The organism is Pseudoglutamicibacter cumminsii (genome assembly GCF_003143995.1).
GTDB classification, from domain to species: Bacteria; Actinomycetota; Actinomycetes; order Actinomycetales; family Micrococcaceae; genus Pseudoglutamicibacter; species Pseudoglutamicibacter cumminsii_B.
In genome coordinates this window covers 23,058-43,190 of the sequence record NZ_QFWG01000001.1, presented here as the reverse complement: position 1 = coordinate 43,190, position 20,133 = coordinate 23,058, and the positions used below count along the sequence as shown (strand labels likewise).

Annotated in this window: 19 protein-coding genes and 1 tRNA gene; 4 read left to right on the top strand and 16 right to left on the bottom strand. The window is 59.6% G+C overall.

Going from position 1 to position 20,133, the window contains the following annotated elements; all coding sequences use genetic code 11:
• Positions 1–2: 2 nt before the first annotated feature.
• Positions 3–1,436, bottom strand: coding sequence for a mycothione reductase (locus CAY35_RS00205; RefSeq protein ID WP_109303050.1), 1,434 nt, complete (start codon positions 1,434–1,436; stop codon positions 3–5).
• 120 nt (positions 1,437–1,556) lie between these two features.
• Positions 1,557–5,012 carry a pyruvate carboxylase gene (locus CAY35_RS00200; RefSeq protein WP_109302819.1) on the bottom strand — a complete coding sequence of 1,152 codons (3,456 nt, stop codon included), beginning with the start codon at positions 5,010–5,012 and terminating at the stop codon, positions 1,557–1,559.
• A 271-nt stretch (positions 5,013–5,283) separates the two neighbouring features.
• On the opposite strand from CAY35_RS00200, the gene CAY35_RS00195 reads away from it, so the two are divergent.
• Positions 5,284–6,144 carry a ParA family protein gene (locus CAY35_RS00195; protein ID WP_109302818.1) on the top strand — a complete coding sequence of 287 codons (861 nt, stop codon included), beginning with the start codon at positions 5,284–5,286 and terminating at the stop codon, positions 6,142–6,144.
• Between the two features lie 132 nt (positions 6,145–6,276).
• Here the strand turns inward: CAY35_RS00195 and CAY35_RS00190 are convergent, their stop codons facing one another.
• From CAY35_RS00190 to CAY35_RS00160, 7 genes are all read right to left on the bottom strand, one after another.
• A complete protein-coding gene (locus CAY35_RS00190; protein WP_101630004.1) occupies positions 6,277–6,843 on the bottom strand; it encodes a MerR family transcriptional regulator in 567 nt (188 codons plus the stop codon).
• Positions 6,844–7,052: 209 nt separating this feature from the next.
• On the bottom strand, positions 7,053–7,544 hold the full coding sequence (locus CAY35_RS00185; protein WP_109302817.1) for a bifunctional nuclease family protein: 492 nt from the start codon (positions 7,542–7,544) through the stop codon (positions 7,053–7,055).
• Positions 7,545–7,558: 14 nt separating this feature from the next.
• The gene (gene ftsR / locus CAY35_RS00180; RefSeq protein ID WP_309136502.1) at positions 7,559–8,356 is read right to left on the bottom strand and encodes a transcriptional regulator FtsR; all 798 of its coding nucleotides are present in this window, start codon (positions 8,354–8,356) and stop codon (positions 7,559–7,561) included.
• Positions 8,353–8,805 carry an FHA domain-containing protein gene (locus CAY35_RS00175; RefSeq protein WP_109302816.1) on the bottom strand — a complete coding sequence of 151 codons (453 nt, stop codon included), beginning with the start codon at positions 8,803–8,805 and terminating at the stop codon, positions 8,353–8,355. Before CAY35_RS00175 ends, ftsR begins: the two co-directional genes overlap by 4 nt.
• A gap of 84 nt (positions 8,806–8,889) precedes the next feature.
• Positions 8,890–9,699, bottom strand: coding sequence for a hypothetical protein (locus CAY35_RS00170; protein WP_109302815.1), 810 nt, complete (start codon positions 9,697–9,699; stop codon positions 8,890–8,892).
• Between the two features lie 33 nt (positions 9,700–9,732).
• Positions 9,733–10,119, bottom strand: a complete 387-nt coding sequence (locus CAY35_RS09970) for an FHA domain-containing protein (RefSeq protein ID WP_375231731.1) — start codon at positions 10,117–10,119, stop codon at positions 9,733–9,735.
• A gap of 47 nt (positions 10,120–10,166) precedes the next feature.
• Entirely contained in the window at positions 10,167–11,144 is a 978-nt protein-coding gene (locus tag CAY35_RS00160) for a diaminopimelate dehydrogenase (protein WP_109302813.1), read from the bottom strand.
• A 303-nt stretch (positions 11,145–11,447) separates the two neighbouring features.
• On the opposite strand from CAY35_RS00160, the gene CAY35_RS00155 reads away from it, so the two are divergent.
• The gene (locus tag CAY35_RS00155) at positions 11,448–12,002 is read left to right on the top strand and encodes a methylated-DNA--[protein]-cysteine S-methyltransferase (protein WP_109302812.1); all 555 of its coding nucleotides are present in this window, start codon (positions 11,448–11,450) and stop codon (positions 12,000–12,002) included.
• A gap of 133 nt (positions 12,003–12,135) precedes the next feature.
• Here the strand turns inward: CAY35_RS00155 and CAY35_RS00150 are convergent, their stop codons facing one another.
• The 3 genes from CAY35_RS00150 to CAY35_RS00140 all read right to left on the bottom strand — a co-directional run bounded on the left by CAY35_RS00150 (position 12,136) and on the right by CAY35_RS00140 (position 15,055).
• The gene (locus CAY35_RS00150; RefSeq protein ID WP_109302811.1) at positions 12,136–12,909 is read right to left on the bottom strand and encodes a VOC family protein; all 774 of its coding nucleotides are present in this window, start codon (positions 12,907–12,909) and stop codon (positions 12,136–12,138) included.
• Positions 12,910–13,041: 132 nt separating this feature from the next.
• Positions 13,042–14,505: an MDR family MFS transporter gene (locus CAY35_RS00145; RefSeq protein WP_181377421.1), complete on the bottom strand. Its 1,464-nt coding sequence runs from the start codon at positions 14,503–14,505 to the stop codon at positions 13,042–13,044.
• Between the two features lie 325 nt (positions 14,506–14,830).
• Positions 14,831–15,055, bottom strand: a complete 225-nt coding sequence (locus CAY35_RS00140) for a hypothetical protein (RefSeq protein ID WP_109302809.1) — start codon at positions 15,053–15,055, stop codon at positions 14,831–14,833.
• Positions 15,056–15,122: 67 nt separating this feature from the next.
• Between CAY35_RS00140 and CAY35_RS00135 the strand changes: the two genes are divergently transcribed.
• Positions 15,123–15,707, top strand: coding sequence for a hypothetical protein (locus CAY35_RS00135; RefSeq protein WP_146191880.1), 585 nt, complete (start codon positions 15,123–15,125; stop codon positions 15,705–15,707).
• 84 nt (positions 15,708–15,791) lie between these two features.
• Here the strand turns inward: CAY35_RS00135 and CAY35_RS00130 are convergent.
• Positions 15,792–15,868 (bottom strand) — tRNA-Pro (locus CAY35_RS00130).
• Positions 15,869–16,061: 193 nt separating this feature from the next.
• Here CAY35_RS00130 and CAY35_RS00125 point away from each other — a divergent pair.
• Positions 16,062–16,499, top strand: a complete 438-nt coding sequence (locus tag CAY35_RS00125) for a hypothetical protein (RefSeq protein WP_109302807.1) — start codon at positions 16,062–16,064, stop codon at positions 16,497–16,499.
• 18 nt (positions 16,500–16,517) lie between these two features.
• Here CAY35_RS00125 and CAY35_RS00120 read toward each other — a convergent pair whose 3' ends face one another.
• The 3 genes from CAY35_RS00120 to CAY35_RS00110 form a co-directional block, all read right to left on the bottom strand.
• A complete protein-coding gene (locus CAY35_RS00120; protein ID WP_146191879.1) occupies positions 16,518–17,024 on the bottom strand; it encodes a hypothetical protein in 507 nt (168 codons plus the stop codon).
• 388 nt (positions 17,025–17,412) lie between these two features.
• Complete coding sequence (locus CAY35_RS00115; protein ID WP_109302805.1) at positions 17,413–19,344, bottom strand: N-6 DNA methylase; 1,932 nt, start codon at positions 19,342–19,344, stop codon at positions 17,413–17,415.
• Positions 19,345–19,884 (bottom strand): NYN domain-containing protein, encoded by a 540-nt coding sequence (locus tag CAY35_RS00110; protein ID WP_146191878.1) that lies wholly within the window; start codon positions 19,882–19,884, stop codon positions 19,345–19,347.
• Between the last annotated feature and the right edge of the window lie 249 nt (positions 19,885–20,133).

Genomic DNA, 20,133 nt, shown 5'->3' with positions numbered 1-20,133 from the left:
AGCTAAAGTGCTGGGTTCTCAGGCGGCTGCGTGCCAAGCCCGAGTAGCGCGTTCTCAACGACCTCGGTGAGTGCCGGGTGGATCCAGTACGGTGCGCGAGCCATCGTGTACGCATCCGTCCCGAGCGTCATCGCTTGGATGAGCGGCTGGATCAGCGTTGGAGCCTGCTCCCCCATGATGAAAGCGCCGAGGATCTTACCCGTGGACTTCTCTGCGATGAGTTTGACGAGGCCTTCGTCGTCTTCAAGCGCCCAGCCGTAGGCAACGTCCGCATAGCGTTGCGTGTAGGCGATGACGTCGTTGGCGTCGCGGCCTTCGTCCTCCGCTGCACGGATCGCTTGCGCCTCGGTGAGGCCCGCGGATGCGACCTGCGGGTTGGAAAACACTGCGGATGCGATGACGCTGTGGTCAACTGCGCGTAGCTGCTCGGGGTTCTCCATGTTATGGGAGACCACGCGAGCTTCGCGGTTCGCTACGTGCTTGAGCATCGCCGGGTTGGTAATGTCACCGAGTGCCCAGACACCCTCAACGGGCCTACCGCCGGAGAGCACACGCAGGTATTCGTCGGTTTCGACGAACCCTGAAGAGTCGACGTCGAAGCCCGCGGCTTTCGCGTCGATCGTGTCGGAGTTCGGAACACGCCCGGTCGCCATGAGCACAACGTCGGCGTTGAGGGTCAGTTTCTCGTCACCCCGAATGAACTCGGCGGCAAGTTCCGCGTCTCCACCCACGCCGATGCGTTTGATGTCCCATCCGCGGTGGATGTCCCAACGCCGCAGTGCGGCTTGCGTGAACGCGTCCGCAATTTCGTCGTCGAGGGTCTTGAGGAGCTGCTCACTGCGCACTACCTGGGTCACTTCAACGCCGAGGCCATGGAAGATCGCTGCGAATTCAGCGGCGATGACCCCACCGCCCACCACAACCATGGTGCGTGGAAGCCGTTCGATGCGCATGATCGTCTCCGAGGTGTGAACGCCTGGGAGGTCCATTCCGCGCTCTGGCGGCAGCCATGGCCGGGAACCGTTCGCGAGCACAACCTGGTCTGCCGTGATCTTCTTCCCGGAGTCTGTCACGAGTTCTCGTGGTCCCACGAGGCGCGCATTCTCCTCATAGAGGTCAACGTTATCGATCTCTTCCGCGCGGTACTTCCGACCGGCTTCTGAGATCGGGTCGATGCGCCCGAAGATGCGGTCGCGGATCTTGGCCCAGTGCACGGCGTCAACGTGCATGTCAACGCCGAGCTTGCGCAGGTGTTCGGTTTCTGATGCCAAGGTGGCTGGTACGACGAACATTTTCGTCGGGATGCATCCCTTGTTGAGGCAGGTTCCGCCGAATACCCCGCCGTCGATGATGGCAACTTTCTTGTTGTCCCAGAACGGGGTCACGAGCGAGTTGCCTGATCCGGAACCGACGATCACCAAATCGTAATGAGTCATGCTTTCATCTTCCCACGTAGGTGCCGCCATTGTGCCGAGGCCGCACTCATGACGAGGGCGCCGCGTCATTACGAACGCGGCGCCCTCGAGCACTAAACGGCTCATTGTGTTAAAAGTCGGCTAGTCGCGTTCGAATTCGACGATGAGGTCGCCGCCGTTGACCTGCCCGGTTCCGTCGATCAGGACGCGGCGCACTACCCCGCCGGTTGGTGTGGTGATCGCGGCTTCCATCTTCATGGCTTCGATGGTCGCTACGCGGCCACCACGGTCGACGGTCTCCCCCGGCTTGACGCGGACGGTCACGGCACCCGCGAAAGGTGCGGCGACGTGCGCCGGATTGTCCGGGTCGGCCTTTTCGGCTTGCGCTGCGCGGACTTCAACCGAACGGTCACGGACTTGGATGTTGCGCGACTGGCCGTTGAGGCGGCAGTGCACGGTCCGCATTCCGTGTTCGTCAGCTGGCGAGATCGCTTCGATGCTCGCGAGCAGCCGCACGCCTTCTTCAAGCGGAATGAGCGACTCTTCGCCACGCTGTGGGCCATAGAGCCAGTCGCGGGTTTCGAGCACGGAGAGGTCTCCGTACTCGTCCTGCTTCTGCTTGAATTCCTTGGTTGGCGCCGGGAACAGCAAGCGGTTCAGCGTTTCACGTACGGTCTCGTCCTCGCCCTTGAGAGCTTCGGCGTCCTCCGCATCGAGCGGCACCACGGAGATATCCTTCGCGCCGGCGGCGAGCGCCTTGCTGCGGAATGGTTCTGGCCATCCGCCGGCTGGCGTCCCGAGTTCACCGGAGAGGAATCCGACGACGGATGCCGGCAGGTCGATCAGCGTCGGGTCTTGCTCGAAGTCGGCTGGGTCGACATTCGCGCCCACGAGCGCGAGCGCGAGATCGCCCACAACCTTGGAGGATGGGGTGACCTTGATGAGGTGGCCGAGAATCTTGTCGACTGCCGCGTAGGCTTCTTCGATTTTTTCGAAACGGTCGGCAAGGCCAAGCGAGATCGCTTGCTGGCGCAGGTTGGACAGCTGGCCGCCTGGGATTTCGTGGAGGTAGACGCGGCCGGTTGGCGAGCTGAGCCCGGATTCGAACGGCGCGTAGACCTGCCGGAGCGCTTCCCAGTATGGTTCGAGGTCGCTTGCCGCGGTCATGGACAGCCCGGTTTCGTGTTCGGTGTTGTCGGTTGCGGCGATGAGCGCGGACATCGATGGCTGGGAGGTGGTTCCTGCCATCGATGCGGCAGCAACATCGACCACATCGACACCGGCTTCCGCCGCGGCCAGCAGGGTTGCCAGCTGGCCGCCTGCGGTGTCGTGGGTGTGGAGGTGCACTGGCAGGTCGAAGCGTTCCCGCAGTGCGGTCACGAGCTTTGTTGCCGCGGCTGGTCGCAGCAGGCCTGCCATGTCCTTGATTGCGAGCACGTGGGCACCCGCGTCGACCATCTTCTGAGCCAGCTCGAGGTAGTACTCGAGGGTGTAGAGCTTCTCGTTCGGATCCAGCAGGTTGCCGGTGTAGCACAGCGCGGCTTCCGCAACAGCGGTTCCGGTCTTGCGTACGGCGGCGATCGCCGGAGCGATCTGTTCGATGTCGTTGAGGGCGTCGAAGATGCGGAAGATGTCGACGCCGGCCTTAGCGGCTTGGTCGACGAACGCTTCGGTGACTTCTTGCGGGTACGGCGTGTAGCCGACCGTGTTGCGACCGCGCAACAACATCTGGATTGGGATGTTCGGCACTGCGGCGCGCAGAAGCTCGAGTCGCTTCCATGGGTCTTCGCCGAGGAAACGCAGCGCGACGTCGTAGGTCGCTCCGCCCCACGCTTCGATCGAAAGAAGTTGCGGGAGCGTGTGCGCTACGGCTGGTGCGGCCGCGAGCAGGTCGCGGGTACGCACGCGAGTCGCGAGCAACGACTGGTGAGCGTCGCGGAACGTCGTGTCAGTCACCGCGAGGCCCTTGTGAGCGCGAAGTGCACGAGCGAACCCTTCCGGGCCCTCCGCATCGAGCACTTGTTTCCAGCCATCAGCTGGCGCCGGCCCGCTCACCGTATCGAACGGCGAGGCTTCCGGGTTTTCCAGCGTGTTGCCCGGGTAGGCAGGCAACTTTAGCGCAGGGTTGATGATGTCCGGGCGTGGGCCGTGGGGCTGGTTGACGGTCACGTCCGCAAGGTAGGCCAGTGCCTTGGTTCCGCGGTCGCGGCTTGGCTGGATGTCGGTCAGGTCGGGGTGGCTGTCGAGGAAGTCGGTCGCGACAGGCCCTGCCTGGAACTCTGGGTGGCTCAAGACGTTCTTGATGAACGGGATGTTGGTTGCCACGCCGCGGATGCGGAACTCATCCAGGGCGCGCAAGGCGCGGCGGGTCGCGATGTCGTAGGTTGCGCCGCGGGTCGAGAGCTTGACAAGCAACGAGTCGAAGTGCGGCGAGATTTCCGCGCCCGCGTAGATGGTTCCGCCGTCGAGGCGCACGCCGGTTCCGCCCGCGGAACGGTATGCCGCGATGGTTCCGACGTCTGGACGGAAGCCCTGAGCAGGGTCTTCAGTGGTGATGCGGCACTGAACGGCAGCGCCGCGAGGCTTGATGGCGTCTTGGCTCAGCCCGAGGTCAGCGAGCGTCTGGCCCATCGCGATGCGCAGCTGCGCAGCGACGAGGTCCACGTCGGTGATTTCCTCGGTGATGGTGTGCTCAACCTGGATGCGCGGGTTCATTTCGATGAACACGTATTCGTTGGCGCGTTCGCCTTCGGTATCGAGCAGGAACTCGACGGTGCCCGCGTTGCGGTAGCCGACGGCCTTCGCGAACTTCACGGCGTCGTTGAGAATGGATTCGCGCACCTGCGGGTCGAGGTCACGTGCTGGAGCGACCTCGACCACCTTCTGGTGGCGGCGCTGAACCGAGCAGTCACGTTCGTACAGGTGGATCGTATTGCCTTCGCCGTCCGCGAGGATCTGAACCTCGATGTGGCGCGGCTTGAGCACAGCCTGTTCGAGATACACATTGCCGTCGCCGAACGCGGTCGAGGCTTCGTTCGATGCCGCTTCTAGCGCATCACGAAGGTCTTCGACCTTTTCGACCCGGCGCATGCCGCGTCCGCCACCACCAGCTACGGCCTTCACGAAGAGCGGGAAGCCGATGGTGTCGGCTTGGCTCAACAGGTGATCAAGGTCCTCTGACGGATCAGTCGAGGCGAGCGTCGGGATGCCTGCGCTCTTTGCCGCGTTGATCGCCGCGACCTTGTTACCCGCAAGCTCCAGAACCTCCGCAGGCGGGCCAACAAATGTGAGCCCTTCTTCTGCAGCGCGGCGCGCGAGGTCTGGGTTCTCAGAAAGGAACCCGTAGCCGGGGTAAATGAAGTCTGCACCCGAAGACTTCGCTACACGAATGATCTCCTCAACATCAAGGTAGGCGCGTAGCGGGCGGCCTTCTTCGCCGATGCGGTAGGCCTCGTCAGCTTTCTGACGGTGGATCGACTTCCGGTCTTCCCACGGGTAGACAGCTACCGTGTCCATCCCCAGTTCAACGGCGGCGCGAAACGCGCGAATCGCGATTTCGCCACGGTTAGCGACCAACACTTTGCTTTTCTGCTTCACAGATAAGCCTCCTCAAACACGGGGCCACATCGATGCGGCCGCCTTCATCCGTGGACTTACAGCCCTCGTGGACATATAGCCCGGTGGCAACATCCTATATATATTCCTGTATGAATCATGGGCTCGGGTTCACATAAGTGCGAGATGTTACACAAGCCACCTGTATGAGCAGCCGCTGACAGGAACACAGTGGAATCAACACGGAATACCCCCTCCTTTTGGATATGATGAGAACCAAACTGTTGCTACCTCGTCAAGGATGTGTTTGCTTGTGCAGATCATCAGCGTTTCTTCGCTGAAGGGAGGCGTCGGTAAGACCTCCGTCACCTTGGGTTTGGCTTCTGCCGCGCTCGCCGCTGGAGTGCGCACCCTGGTGGTTGATCTTGACCCCCATGCGGACGCATCGACGGGACTGGGCGTTTCCCCGAACGCGACCACACCCATCGGCACCCTCTTGAAGTCGCCTCGCAAGGCGTCGATTGACACTGACCCGACGCCGTCGGCGTGGACTGAGCGAGCAAAAGCCGATGGCGATGCGGATGCGGTCTTGGATGTTCTGCCTGGTTCCGCTTTGACTGGCTATTTTGATCGCCCTGATATCCGTACCCGGGATCTTAAGCGCCTCAAGCGCGTCCTTGAAGGGGCGGAGCGCCGCTATGACCTCGTTTTGATTGACTGCCCTCCGTCTCTGTCCGGGTTAACTCGGATGGCGTGGTACACCTCCGATGGCGTGGTTTTGGTTGCGGAGCCGGCACTGTTCTCTGTGGCTGGCACGGAGCGCGCTCTGCGTGCGCTGAGGCTGTTCCGGCAAGAGTTCAACACCACGATTGAGACGTATGGCGTGGTAGCGAACCGTTACCGCCGCGACTCTTCCGAGCACGCTTTCCGCCTCAACGAGCTCGCGGTGATGTTTGGTGACGGGCTCATCCAGCCGCCGATCCCGGAGACCCCTAACTGGCAACAGATCCAGGGCGCGGCTTATGCGGTGCACCACTGGCCGGGTAGCGCCGCGAAGGAAGCCGCGGAGGCGTTCGAAGATGCCTTGCGCACGATCGCACCGGAACTGCCGCAGCTCAAGAACAAGCCTGCAAGCGGTTCGCGTCGCGCGGGACGTCGCCGTAGCCGGCGCTAAACGCGAAACGGTGTATCGACAGCCCTAAGCTGATTCACTGACTTAATCGTTTGAGGGCCACGACAAATCAGTTCGTCGTGGCCCTCAGTCGTTTAAGTTTTGTCCAGGCTTTTCTTCGCTTGGGTCGCTCGGTTAGGAAGCGGACTTGCGTGCGCGGTGGCGTGCAAGTTCGTCTTCTGGATGCGCAACTTCTGGCTCTGCGTTCTCTTCGTTGCGAGCGTAGTCGACTGGCAACTCGGAAATCGAGGATTCAACTTCGCGCCAAACCCGGCCGACTGCGATACCGAACACTCCCTGGCCGCCCTGTACCAAGTCGATGACCTCATCGGCCGACGTGCATTCATAAACCGAGGCGCCATCGGACATCAAGGTGATCTGAGCGAGGTCATCCACGCCGCGTTCACGCAGGGTCGCGACTGCGGTGCGGATCTGCTGAAGAGACACACCAGTGTCGAGCAGGCGCTTGACGACCTTCAGAACGAGGACATCGCGGAAGCTGTAGAGGCGCTGCGATCCGGAGCCGGTCGCAGTCTGAATGGTTGGCTCAACAAGCCCGGTGCGCGCCCAGTAATCCAGCTGACGGTACGTGATGCCAGCGGCTTTGCATGCGGTTGGGCCGCGGTAGCCGGCGGCTTCGTCAAGAACAGGGAGGTCGTCATCGAACAGCATTCCCTGGTTTCCGGGCGTCACAGGGACCATATCCGGCTGATCTACATCGTGACTCACGTGCGATCTCCTTGCGTTCAAGTCTTTGAGAACTGGGGCGGTTATAAACCTTGCAGTTCTCGGATGCGAGTGATGTGAGACAACAAGGTTGAAAAGAGGAGACTCTTCTAGTTAAGAAAGTAGGCCGAATCCGGCCCCGGGTCAAAGACCTTCAGGTTTAACTTGAAGGCGTGTCGTCATAATTATTCGAAATCTGACGGGTCAAGGTCTTCCAAAAACTCTTTGAACTCTTCAACCTGCATGTCAGTGGCAGCGGGATCTTCCTCGACAGGCCGCGCAAACCCCACGTGATCCAGAAGTTCGCGTGACATCAGGATCGGCAAATCAGCGTGCGTAGCCAGAATCACCGCATCGGATGCCCGAGCATCGACTTCACGACCATTATTCAAGTCAATCCGGGCGTGAAAGATCATGTCCTCCACATCCACCAAGCGCACACGCACAATCTCGGCGTCGAGCGCATCAACCATGCTGAGCAAAAGTTCGTGAGTCAGCGGGCGCATCGCGCTACTACCTTCAAGCAACATCGAAAGCACCGCGAATTCGTGCGAACCGATCCACAGCGGGAACACGCGATCCCCACCGACTTCATGCATCACAACAACTGGTTGTTGCGATGGCAACTCGATCAAGGCATTCTCAACCTCAACGGCCTGATAACCGTCCAATGTCACAGAAACACCCCGGTTTAGCGGTCAAAGTGGTCGATGCGGCTGTAGAGCATCGAGCGGTGCAAAGCAGATAGAGCCTCAGCCATGGTCTCGGCTTGGTCGGCGGCGCGAGCGGACGAGGTCGAATCACGGCGCGGATGCGAGGACGTCACAACGGACTCGATCAGCGCAGACTCACGTTCCGCGGCGGTACGAACCAGACGCAAGTGGCGCGGCTGAACACCGTATTCAGCCAGACGCAACGCAGCGATTACGCCCTGCAAAGCAAGCGAATCGAAGAGCTCGTCTTCATCGGCAGTAATCATGCCGAGTTCCGTCAGCTCGTCAACGAAAGCTACCGACGCACCGGCACGGCCCGCGAGTTCAGCGCGCGTCAGGGGCCGCACGTGACCCGCGATCTGCTCAGCCTCAACCTCGTCGAGAACGCGTGGCGCGATCGTCGTGCCGCCCGGCAGGGCTTGCGGGTTCTCCCCCGCGTCGACCGCATCGAGATGCTCTTTGATGACCTTCAACGGAAGGTACTGGTCCCGCTGCAACGCGAGGATGAAACGCAGACGTTCGACATCGGAGGCCGTGTATTTACGGTATCCGGCGGCGGTACGGGCCGGAGTGATGAGGCCCTTCTCCTCGAGGAAGCGGATCTTCGAGGCGGTCACCGCAGGGAAATCTTCCTGCAGGATAGACAACACGTCGCCGATGTTCTTGACGCCACTGCGCGGGGCGAGCGCAGGCTCACGCTGAGGGCCGGAAGCTGGAGCAGCAGCGGCTGCGGAGCTTCGGCCCAGAACTACATCAAGGTTTCTACGTCGAGTCACTGCTCAGGAAGAGGCTGGTAGAACTTCAGGACGTATTTGCCGATGCGCACTTCGCTGCCGGAACGGAGTTCGACGTCGTCAACGCGGTCACCGTTGACGTAGGTTCCGTTCAGGCTCGAGGAGTCGACGACGCGGAAGGTGCGGCCTTCGCGGCGGAACTCAGCGTGCTTGCGGGACACGGTGACGTCATCGAGGAAGATATCTGAATCTGGGCGACGACCAACCGTAGTCACGTCCTGATCCAGCAGGAATCGTGCACCACGAACCTCGCCCTCGTTAGAGAGCAGAAGCGCGGAATCCTGCGGAAGAGCCGATACAGCGCGGCGTTCGTCTTCAGACAAACGGTACTTAGCGATGACCTCGTCGCTGACTGGCGGTAGCGCGACGGAGGTTGTCTGCGTGGATGGCTCCACGCCAGATTCGCGGCCATCTGGTTGACCCTGAGTCATGACCACTCCTTCACTCGTGTTAACAACTGTCACAACCTTATCGCATGCTGAGGGGCAGTTTTGACCACGGAGGTGATGATTGCTTCACATCCAGAAACCCGCCGCAGCCAATTGCTGGGGGCTGATCTCAACGACGTGCCCTTCAGCGGCCAAGTCGATGCAGATGGGAACGTTTGCCGGCAGGTAGCGGCGGAACCATTCGACGCTTGTTTGACCGGCCCCAGCCTGGGGTTGGAAGCGGAAAACTTCAAGGGCCGATGTGAACAGCGGGCAAGCCACGGCGCCGTCTGTTGGCCTGTTGACCAGTTGCGGATAGTGTTGCTGATTCGAGCCAGGACTCATCATGTACACGATTTGTGCTCCGGGCCGCATGAGCTCATGGACGATGCGGTCAACGAAGCCGCGTTGCACGTCGTTACTGCGTAGCGCGGCTTTCAAACGGCCGAAGCGCGAGTAGCCGGCAACATATTCGTCGACAGCATAGATAGCAACCGCGGCTTCTTGCGAATCGAGCATGATGCAGTGATCAGGGCGTATCGAGGCGATGACACTCACGAGGTCATCGCCCAGCATCATGCGTATCTGCGGGCGTTCTTGGATCCCGAGTGCCGCGCACCATTCATAGACGGCTTGGCGGCGGGTGTGGGCGGGGATCGCGAGTTGGCCTTCGTGGATATACATCACCAACTGCCCCTGGCTGTTGACAGGCACGGCAACGTAGGCCCCGTAGAACTCCGACAGCAAACCCATCCAGTTCTGAGGGGACGGATTCGTACGCCATGCGGCGAGTGCATTTTGCAGATAGCGGGTTGAAGAAGCTGCGTCATGAGGTGGCTCATCGCCGTGAGTCGCAGTGAAGTGTTCCGTACCGAGGCCGTAGCTGTACTGATCCATATCTACACCGTTTCTGGTCACCCCACACCGGGGTCAGCGTTGAATTGCGGTGCGCAATCCAACGTCACCTAACCAGATGATGTCGCCATCTTCAAGAGGTTCAGGCTCGTTAGCTACGGATATGTAGTGTTCACCGCGTTGGAGCCGGGTCCCGTTCCCGGAATTGGCATCGCTCACAGACGCAGGCGCGTCCGGGCGCACCCAGAGATGCGCGTGGACACGGGATACGCTCCGGTGCGGGTCTTGAACCGGTATGCCAATGAGACCCTCTTTTTCAGCGAACTCCCCCGGTTGCCGACCGATGACCGCGTCCGCTGTTATGCGAATGCGGGCACCGTCCGGGTGGGTCAGTTCAATGTATCCGCTTCCAGGGCGCGTTGGTTCCCACACCGGAAGTGACCGCGCAACGCGGTTGAGCATCTCGGGTGTGGTGACGTCGGCGCCGGCGTCGCGGTGTTGATGCGGCATTAGATGTCTCGCTTGACCAGTTCGTCAAGTGGCGTTGGCGAGATGAGGTACGGAGGAACTTCAAGCACCGTGACTGCGCCGGTGCGACCTTCAGCGGCAAGACGCGCAGCGGCACGCCCATAGGCAACCTGCACTGCGGCCGTGAAGTCAGGGTTCGCTTCAAGGTCCAGGGAGTATTCGATGGTTGAGCGAGTGCCCGCCAGGTCACCGGTCGTGATGACGCGGCCGCCGTGCGGCATGCCCTGGTGGTCGCGCTTGAACTCCTCTTCGGAGATGAAGTTAACCTCAGTCTGGTATGGCTCAAAGTAGTCCGGCATGGTCACGATGGTTTCGTGGATGCGTTCGTGATCGGCTTCGTCGGCGACGATGAAGCAGCGGCGCTGGTGCGCATCGTACTTGTTGATGTTCTCGCCGTTGCCTGTGCGAGCGGCTTCGATCGCATCCTCGGCTGGGACGGTGTATTGCACACCGAACTTGACGCCTGGGATACGGCGGACCGCGTCGGAGTGGCCCTGGGACAGGCCGGTGCCCCAGAAGCTGTTCTGCTGGGCGTTCGGGAAGAAGGCCTCCCCCATCGTGCGGTTGAGGGAGAACATTCCCGGGTCCCATCCGGTGCTGATCAACGCGACGTTGCCGCCCTTCTTAGCGGCTTCATCCATCGCTTTGCGATGCTGAGGGATCAGGGCGTGGTTGTCGTAGGTGTCTACCGTGGTGAAGTTCTCGGCGAAACCTGGGGCTTGCTCTGGGATGTCCGTTGCGGATCCGAGGCACAAGAACAGAACGTCGATTTTGTCGGCATAGTCGGCGGCATCCGCGACCGGGATGACGGGGGTTTCGGTGTCGAGGGAATCGCGGCGCGAGAAGATGCCGACGAGCTCCATGTCGGCCTGCTTTTGAACGAGCTTTTCAACGCTGCGACCAAGGTTGCCGTAGCCGACGATGCCGGCACGGATAGTTCCAGACGTTTCTGTAGTCATTTTTAGTGCCCTCCGTATGTTGTGTGAAGCCATATGGCGGTTCACCTGAGGCACCATTCTAAAACTACGCGGAAAACTGTTTCTTTTTGCAACGACTCATAGCGTCATCTGCCTCTAACGTTCCCGTTCCACACCCGCCTTGTACCGCTTAACAAGCACCCAACAGGATTCTGTGAGTCCGCATAGTGGATGCAATGCCTTGCCTGTGGGGCATGGCCGACTACTATGGATTTATTGACCTCGGAACCAACATCCTCTTGAGATGTAGGCTCCGTTCTTATGTTGAGGCAGGTGAAAGTGGAAATGAGCGACTCATCTCATATTGTCGCTGCCGTGGCTGAGTTGGCCACCGCGGTAGGGACGCTCGTCGTTTCCGCTACCCCTAACGGGATTTCACGCGTCGACTTCAAACACCGCATGAACCCTTTCGTTGAGAAAGGCATGGCACGGTTGTTTGAGGACGCTGACGCCGGATTGCGCGAAGAGGCTCAAATGTGGGCCGACATGGCGGTTGAGCAGATCGATGAATACTTCATGCTTGAGCGTGACATGTTTGATGTCCCTCTGGAAGGCCCTCACGGTGATGGTTTCCGCGAGCACGCGCAGCGTTTGCTCGCCCAGATCCCTTACGGCACTACGATCACGTATGCCGAACTCGCTGAGATGGCCGGCAGCCCCGATGCGGTTCGAGCCGCTGGTACCGCATGCGCGACAAACCCGTTGCCACTGTTGTTGCCTTGCCACCGTGTAGTTCGTACGGATGGCCGCATGGGTGCTTATCTTGGCGGCGAGGCCGCTAAGAAGCACCTGTTACGGATGGAAGCGGAGGGGCTCGTCACCCCTGAAAGCGGTACCTAAAAGCTCTCCCTGCCGCCGCTTGGCCGCGTTGCTTTTGCTGCGGTGCTGAATTCCGGAAGTTCTTTAAACATGTTGGGTGCGCACCTTGGCAGTGCGCACCCACCACATTTAGGCCGCGTTCCGGCCGGTTCGTTTATAGAACTGGGTAGCCCGAGCCGATCAGGAAGCGTGCGCCACCTGGATCGATCACGGAGGCTACGGCGCCGATGTTCGTTTCGGTTGGCAGGCTAGCCGCACGGCCGCCGAGGTGGCCGACGACGTCGATCTGCGCTGCGGCGTTGGCCACGCCCCAGTAGATACGCCAAGTCGCAGGAATGTTGTCCTTGAGCACCGCCGAGGCGTTCATGATGCCGGCGACTGGGCCGGATTCTTCGCCCTGGAGAGTCACGTATTCGTGGCCGACGACGTCGGAGACGTTCTGAGTCTTCCAGTCATAGACGTCCTCGAAGAACTTCACGGTGCCCGGGAAGTTACGGGAGTAGAGCTCGTGCCAGTACGGCGCGCCCGCCTTGTAGTAGACCTCGTAGCCCTGGTGGTCCCCGATCTCCATGAGGCCCATGACGGCGGCGAGGTCACCTGGGCTGTCAGCTACCAGCGCTACACGGCCAAGGCCTGGGCGGTTTTCGGCTTCTTCGAGCACGACGCCGCCGGATTCTTTGACGCGTTCGATCGCGTCGTCAACGGAGGCCACGGCGATGTAGGTGATCCACTCGTCTGGGCGGGAATCATCGGTCTTGTCGACGATGGATGCGACGGCGCGACCGCGAATCAGGGCCGTGGTGAGGCCATCGCGTTCCTCGTACTGCCATTCCAGCAAGCCTGTGTAGAAGTCGAGGGCTTCACGCCGTACGGACGTCCGAAGCTCGAGCCAGCATGGTTGCCCTTCGATAAAGCGACCAATCTCCACGTCATCACCTTCCCTGGATCAGGTTAAGCACAGATCAGATTAGGCACTTCCTGTGCGCTTACTCTGAGCCTATCGCTTCCTGAGAGTGAAGTGGGACACGTTAACGGGAAGAAGTCAGCCCTGAGGCGAGCGTCAGTCGTTGTTGTTCTGCTCCGGGTTGTCGTCCTCGTCCACAACGACAGAGCGATCTGGCACTTCCGGCTCTTCAGGCTTGCGCACAGAGACGGAGAGCACTACCGCCACGAGGGCAGCGATCAGGGCCATCTGGAAGGCGGTGTGTGCGCCCGGTTCCCCGGCTTCGACAACCGTGAGCCCGCGCGCCTCACCGGAGTGAAGCGAGGCTGAGTACACGCCGATGAGCATCGCCGTTCCTGCTGCCCCAGCCACTTGTTGGAGCGTGTTCAACACGGCTGAACCGTGCGAATACAGGTGTCGTTGTAGGGATCCCAGGGACGCGGAAAACAGTGGCGTGAAGGACGCGGCCAAGCCAAGCGCCATCACGATCTGTGTGGAGACGATCCACCAGACTGGGGTCTGCGCTCCCACCATGGAATACGAAAGCAGAGCAGCCGAGATGAAAATCGTGCCGGGAATCAGGAGGATTCTAGGTCCCCGAGCATCATAAATGCGTCCCATGATGGGACCCAGCAACCCCATCAGGATCGATCCTGGCAACATCACGAGCCCAGAATGCGTTGCTGTGAGACCCACGACGGACTGCAGGTATAGAGGCAGGAGCGAGAACGTTCCGAACATCGCCAAAGCAACGATCGTCATGATCGCTACGGACACCACGAAGTTGCTGGACAGGAACACGCGGAGGTCGAGGAGCGCTCCATCCCGTTTCTGGAGAGCCAACTGCCGGAGTACGAACAACACGAGGATCAGAAGGCTCGTGCCCATCAGTACCCATGTACCCGCTGGCGAGGTCAGGAAAGAGCCCTCAGTGGAGGAACCGCCGTTGGCCAGCTGATTCAGAGCAAAGACGATGCCGCCAAACGCGAACGCGGATAGCACCACAGAGAGGACGTCGATGGGCGCGGTCGTGGACTCCCCCAGGTTGCCCAGCCAGCGCCATCCCAGGAGAAGAGAGATGATCGCGATGGGCAACACGATTCCGAAGAGCCAGCGCCAACCCAGGGTGTCGAGGACAATGCCTGACATGGTTGGGCCAATAGCTGGCGCCAGCGAGATGACGAGGCCTACGCGGCCCATCATCCGTCCGCGCTGCTGAGCCGGCACGACTTCCATCATGGTGGTCATGAGCAGCGGCATCATGATGCCGGTTCCAGCCGCTTGAATCACGCGGCCTGTCAGTAGCGGAATGAAACCCTGCGAGACCATGCACACCGCGGTGCCCAGAGCGAAGAGACCAGCTGCCGCCAAGAACACTTGACGCGTCGTGAAACGCTGGATCAGGAAGCCAGTCGTTGGGATGACGACTGCCATGGTGAGCATGAAGCCGCTAGTGAGCCATTGCCCTTGTTCGGGCGGGATGCCCAAGGATCGGTTCAACGCCGGAATGGCGATCGCCATCGTTGTTTCGTTGAGGATCGATACGAACGCGGCTACGAGCAGTAGCCAGATGGCACGCATTCCTGCAGGGTCGATCGCATGACTGTTCTGTCGAGGCTGGTGGCAATCTGGATCAGATGACTCTTTGCGACGTTTAGATATCACAGATAAAAGTTACCCGATGGGTCTTTGCAAGGAACCCAGAAATACGGGCTTAGCTTGTTCTTTGTTGCCTAATGCCACCGAGAGCGTGGTCAACTTCACTCGGCGAGTGCGGCGGCGGACACCGGCACCGATTGTAAAACCGACACCACAAACCAGCCGGGATCTACCTGAGGCCCCTGGTTCAGAAGTAGAAGTTACCCTGCAACCTCAGCGCCTAATGAGCTCCCTTGTCATTCTTCTTTTAGCGGCCGCGAAAAACAGTAAAACCAAGGCTCACGAGTAGCACCACGAGGCTCAGAACGTAGGTGATGAGAAACTCTTTCAACCCAGCCTGCGGTCCCTGAGTCAACCAGTCAACACCGCCGAAATAGATCGCGGCAGGAATCGGTATCACAAGAAAGATAGCGATAGTGAAAGCGAGGGATAGCGGCTTCGGGAGATCGAAGCGCTTCTTCTTCTCGGTCATGCTTCAATTTTACACCTACGTCAACCCTGAGTTGACATGAGTGTCAACCTAAGGTTGACTTACATACATGGATCCATTGACGCATATCCACCACTGCATGCAGGCAGTCAGCCTCGCCGAACACCAGCTAGAAGACGCCGTGGCCCAAGCTCGCACCGCGGGCCACTCATGGGCAGACATCGGGAAAGCACTCAACGTCTCACGGCAAGCAGCTTTCAAACGGTTCGGCACGGTACGCAATCCATTCACAGGAGAAACCATGGCCCCGAAACCAACCACGCACCTCCCTGACGTTTCAGACCAACTCATCCGCCACATCGCACGCGGCGAAGAAAGCGAAACCATCGCCATGCTCGACCCAGGGGTCCGTGACGACCTCCCCTGGAGCGTCATCTCGCAGGTATGGACGGAGATCCTCACCGACCTCGGCGAGCTACAAGAGATCACCGATCAGACAGTCGTCCCCATCAAAGGCAACCCCGAGACCGACGCGGTTGACACGCTCACCACAAAAAATGTCGGTACCGCCGTGGTCGCCTCGACACTGCGGCACGAAGCTGGCGAGCTCGTCTCCCGCATTGCGATCAGCCGCGACGGAACGGTCGTCGGCGTTCTGTTCCTACCAACTGACGTAACCGACTACCAGTTCTAGTGAGCACAGCTAGATAAAACTGTGCCAGAGAGAACACTGGCGGTGCAACAACAACTGTTGCAACCCCGCCAGTGGTATTTATCGTGGTCGGGCTAGCCGGATTTGAACCGACGACCTCTTGTCCCCCAGACAAGCGCGCTACCAAGCTGCGCCATAGCCCGATACCTGTCCATGGCTGGACGGCTCTGCCCAAAATGAGTGGACAGACTCCGATCAACCGTACACTATGCCCGGTTTAAGCGACCAATTAGTGGCGGTCCCGCGCGGCTGATCAGCAGATGAGACAATGGGCACGATCACCACCGCGCACCAACCACGGATCGAGCGCGGATCGCGAAAGAATGAAAGGCCCGTATGTTCACCCGTCACGCTTCAAAACCTGCACGTCGCCTACCCAAGATGCTCGGCGCAGGCCTCGCGACAGCGTTGATCGGAGTGGGGCTCGCCGGTTGCGGGGCCGAAACGGTCGAGGTGGAGTTCCGCGGCGTCGCCGTGGAGACCGGAACCCAACCTCAAACCAGCACAACCAATCCGGCTGATCTCACCTCGATGGATTGGAAGCTCGGCCCAGCAATCGGCGGCGAACACGGGAAGCTCGACACCGCAACCAGCGAACCGCTCGTTGTGAAGCGCGAAAGCAACGACCTCTCCGACGTGCGCGTGAGCTTCGACGTCCCACAAGGCGCGCACCTCGCCGCGAAATGCACGATCCTCATCAACGGCAAGGTCGTCTCGGAGCAGCAGGACAACGTCAAGCCTGGTCGCGCCCTGTGCACCTACGTCGAACAGTAGGCCCAGCTAGGCGTGGGCTCAGCGGACGATGATGTCCGCGGTTTCGTGCCCAGCGAACCGCAGCCAGCCGAGCGGCATCGAAACATCGGAAGGCCACCCAAAATCATCCTGATTAGCTACGACAACGACGCGCTTGCCGTCGTACCGCTTCCACACATTCAGGTTGGCCCATTCAGGGCTTGAATGCCCCAGCGAAACATACTTCACAGTCTCAGTGCGTGGCTCAGGGTCAGCTTGATGCCCCGTCAGCTTGGTTGGTTTGTCGAGAACCAGGATCGGATAGCGGTCCGTCATTTGATCGGCCTCAACCGGCACCCACCCATTGAGATCCTTCTTCATCGGCCCGTCAATAAGTTCTCGGTTGGACATAATCCGCACGGTGCCTTCCATGACCACCGTGTTCGCGCCAAATTTCTTGCGGTTGACCTTCGGCTTGCTCGCGCTCTTCTCAGGCTTGTTTGTGCTCTTCTGAGGCTTACTGGAGCTCGTGCCTGGCTGGGTTCCTGCACTAGTCTCAGACGGCACAGCCGATTCTGACGGCGCAGCTGAATCCGATGAACTGACCGATTTCGACGGCGCAGCCGAATCTGCGCCGCCTGACTGCTCGGAATACTCGGAAGGCGTCGTTCCCTTCGCCGACTCCGAGGAACTACCACAACCTGCAAGCCCCAACCCGACCACCAGGCTGACCGCCGCCGCAGCCTTTGCAGTTCGAGCCTCTACGAACCATTTCCTGGCCACCGCTATCTTTTCCAAACCTTCAGCCTCTTTCCGCAACCCGGACTGATGCACGTCACTTCAATATATGTGCGACGTTAATCCTATCTTTGAATCAACATAGATATCTCTATTGTTGCCGCTCTTTGGCGAACGTATCCACCAAAGAGCGGCAACGGCTAGAGCAACAGCGTCCCTAGTTAGCGAAAATGAGGTTGAGGAATGCATCACTCGTTTCTAGAGCCTCGCGCTCAAGTTCACGCGCCGACTCCCGAGCCTCAGCCAGCGAACGTGACAGTTCAGCCGCGATCGCCCTTTGTTCAGGGTTCAGGTCAGCGATCACAGCTCGAAGCAGCGGGACCCGACGTGGCACCATGCCTCGAGTGTCGATATTGACTGGCGCGTTGAGGCACGCCGCAATAAAGTCCGAGTCATATTCACCTGAGACAGGGCGAAGCACCGCGACATGGCCGGACGGCACCCACGTGTGGCCGTCCTCCTTGAACACCCAGGCTTCCTGTTTGCTGATGCGTGGCACAACAATGTCAGCCGAATGCAAGACGTGCTTCGCTTCGAACTCGCCAACGAATGCAGGCTTCGAGTCCCTACGCAAGGAAACGATGCGAGCCACACCAGACCCGCTCTCCTTACCGGCATGTTCCTCATCGATGAGATCCTCATCAGCACGGTAGCGACCCGCGAACCATTCGAAATGCCCCGCACGAACAAGGTCTCCTAGAGCAGTCGAAGATTCAGCCGGCGTGATGGCGGCGGAAGTGGTGCTTGGCAGGTTGATCCGCGCAACCCCCTTCACCCCTGCTCGAAGAGATTCAAGAGCAGCATCAAAAACAGGTGCCACTTCTGCGCTATCAAGAGGTTCTTTGAGATGCGTCGCCGGATGTAGCGAACCATCATGAGTCACAACATCCGCCAACGACACCGTCTTGTACGGAACATCCGTGGCTTCGCCGTTGCGTGCGACAGTAAGCCATTCAGCAATCCGACCAGGGACGGACTTCGGACGTGCAGCAGACGCATCGATCAGGAGCGGCTCCTTGACCGGCTCTGAACTCAAAACCCAGAGCGCAGCAGGCAACCGAGACGACGAGAACAAACCAACCGGCAAACCCACGATCGCCTCAACACGACCATCGGCGACAAGGCGCTGCCGTTGATCCTTGAACCGCGTACCAAACGTCGTATATTCGCTGGCCATCACATATGCTCGCGCGCCAGTCCCTAAATGCGAAGACGCGTACAACAGGAACAGATCTTCAAGGGATGCATTCGGGGACGCACCGCGCAAAGCATCGCCGGCTGAACGCGTGGCTCGCATCCCGAGGGGAGGCTCGCACACGATCAGGTCTACCTTGCGATCAAAAAATGGGTCGCCACCAAGCGAGTCCCCTACTTCGATGTTCGCTTCGTATCCAGTGAGATAAACAAGTAGCTGCGCCAAACTCGCGATGTGCGGTTCAAGTTCTACGCCAATGAGCTGAGCCTCAGGAACTTGACGCCCCACACCAACCAGTGTTGCAGCGATGCCGCACGCCGGATCCAAAATAGTGCCGACGTCGTCCAAGGTAGTGGAGGCAGCCGCAACAACAGTGGCACTCGACAACGAGGTGCTCGTACCATACTGGCTACGGGCTCCTCGCGAACCGATGCCCAGGAACCGATCCACCACGAGCTGCGCGGCTTTACCGTAATCTTCCAGCTTCAACGAAGCTATTCCTTGCTGAACTTCTTTCAGCGTTTCGCCGCTGATGCTTGCTTTCAGCTCTTCATACTCACTCGAGACGCTAAAGTTCGCGTCCTTATCTAGGGCCAGTAGCGTGAGCATCACAAGTGGAATGTCATCGACATCGAGCTCATTACGCAGCAGATTCGCCACGGCCCAGAGGGCAGTGAGCCGCAATTCGTTCTCGGCATCTTCAGGGAAGAAACCGTTGCGCTTCAGCCAATCAACAACAGCAGCTGATTCGAAGAGTGGTTTCCGAGGCGTGGATTCCTCAACAGGCTGAGGGAAATCGCTGTAACGCGCACGCCAGTTGCTGACAGCTGGCCGGCTGACCTGAGCCAGCTCCGCGATGTCCTTGAGGGTGAGATGTCCGGTGGTGGCACCCATTTATGCCGTCTCCTTGATGTGTGGATAAAGCTGAATAACGTTGTCTTCTACCGCTGTAGCGTCTGCCGCCACAGCATCGTTGTTTACAAAGAAGTCTTGCGAAAGGTGGACCTCCGTAGCGGCAAGCTGGAGCCGCTTGGAGAGCTGGGAACGATGGCTATAAACCTTGGTAGGTAACCCAAGTGCCGCAGCACGGGCAACTGACTCGGCGAAGATCCCGTCTCCTGAAACGAGCGCAATTTCAGTGAATCGCCCTGGGTTCATTCGTTTGATCTCTTCGATCAAGACGAGATCCGCCCCGTCCTCTCCCTTCCCCATACACAAGCGCACACCAGTCCAAGCTGCGTTCACAGCCAGGATGCCACTGCCGTCTACTGCGACAACGACGATCTCGCCTTCTTTGATGTCGAGCCAGTTGGTGAGCATTGCCTTGCACCACTCGGCCTGCTTCGAGCTCTGGACTGGAAGACCGTTGAAGTTCTCGATGTCCACGAGAATCAAGCGGCGGGCGGTGGCACTGGACTGAAGCGGCTTGGCCATTCGGAGCGTTTCCATAACATGAAGACCTTTCAACATGAATGATGCTTGCGTTAGTTAGAACTGTACCTACATTCACAACTAATGTCAACTCACCTACGTTCACAAACTTAATATTCTTTGAAAAGCCCGTAATTTAGGGGGAGCCCGGCCGGCCTTCAGCGCTTGAGAGCAACGTTCACAGCCGTGTGAACATACATCACGCGCCCTTGTATCCACCTTGTTGAGCGCTTGACATCCGGATATGTGTGG

Excerpts from the sequence above, each read along its gene's own strand:
- CAY35_RS00205 (WP_109303050.1), bottom strand. The coding sequence starts at position 1,436 with ATGACTCATTACGATTTGGTGATCGTCGGTTCCGGATCAGGCAACTCG.
- CAY35_RS00190 (WP_101630004.1), bottom strand. The coding sequence starts at position 6,843 with ATGGTCCCTGTGACGCCCGGAAACCAGGGAATGCTGTTCGATGACGAC.
- CAY35_RS00175 (WP_109302816.1), bottom strand. The coding sequence starts at position 8,805 with ATGACTCAGGGTCAACCAGATGGCCGCGAATCTGGCGTGGAGCCATCC.
- CAY35_RS00170 (WP_109302815.1), bottom strand. The coding sequence starts at position 9,699 with ATGGATCAGTACAGCTACGGCCTCGGTACGGAACACTTCACTGCGACT.
- CAY35_RS09970 (WP_375231731.1), bottom strand. The coding sequence starts at position 10,119 with ATGCTCAACCGCGTTGCGCGGTCACTTCCGGTGTGGGAACCAACGCGC.
- CAY35_RS00160 (WP_109302813.1), bottom strand. The coding sequence starts at position 11,144 with ATGACTACAGAAACGTCTGGAACTATCCGTGCCGGCATCGTCGGCTAC.
- CAY35_RS00155 (WP_109302812.1), top strand. The coding sequence starts at position 11,448 with ATGAGCGACTCATCTCATATTGTCGCTGCCGTGGCTGAGTTGGCCACC.
- CAY35_RS00145 (WP_181377421.1), bottom strand. The coding sequence starts at position 14,505 with ATGCGTGCCATCTGGCTACTGCTCGTAGCCGCGTTCGTATCGATCCTC.
- CAY35_RS00140 (WP_109302809.1), bottom strand. The coding sequence starts at position 15,055 with ATGACCGAGAAGAAGAAGCGCTTCGATCTCCCGAAGCCGCTATCCCTC.
- CAY35_RS00135 (WP_146191880.1), top strand. The coding sequence starts at position 15,123 with ATGGATCCATTGACGCATATCCACCACTGCATGCAGGCAGTCAGCCTC.
- CAY35_RS00125 (WP_109302807.1), top strand. The coding sequence starts at position 16,062 with ATGTTCACCCGTCACGCTTCAAAACCTGCACGTCGCCTACCCAAGATG.
- CAY35_RS00115 (WP_109302805.1), bottom strand. The coding sequence starts at position 19,344 with ATGGGTGCCACCACCGGACATCTCACCCTCAAGGACATCGCGGAGCTG.
- CAY35_RS00110 (WP_146191878.1), bottom strand. The coding sequence starts at position 19,884 with ATGGCCAAGCCGCTTCAGTCCAGTGCCACCGCCCGCCGCTTGATTCTC.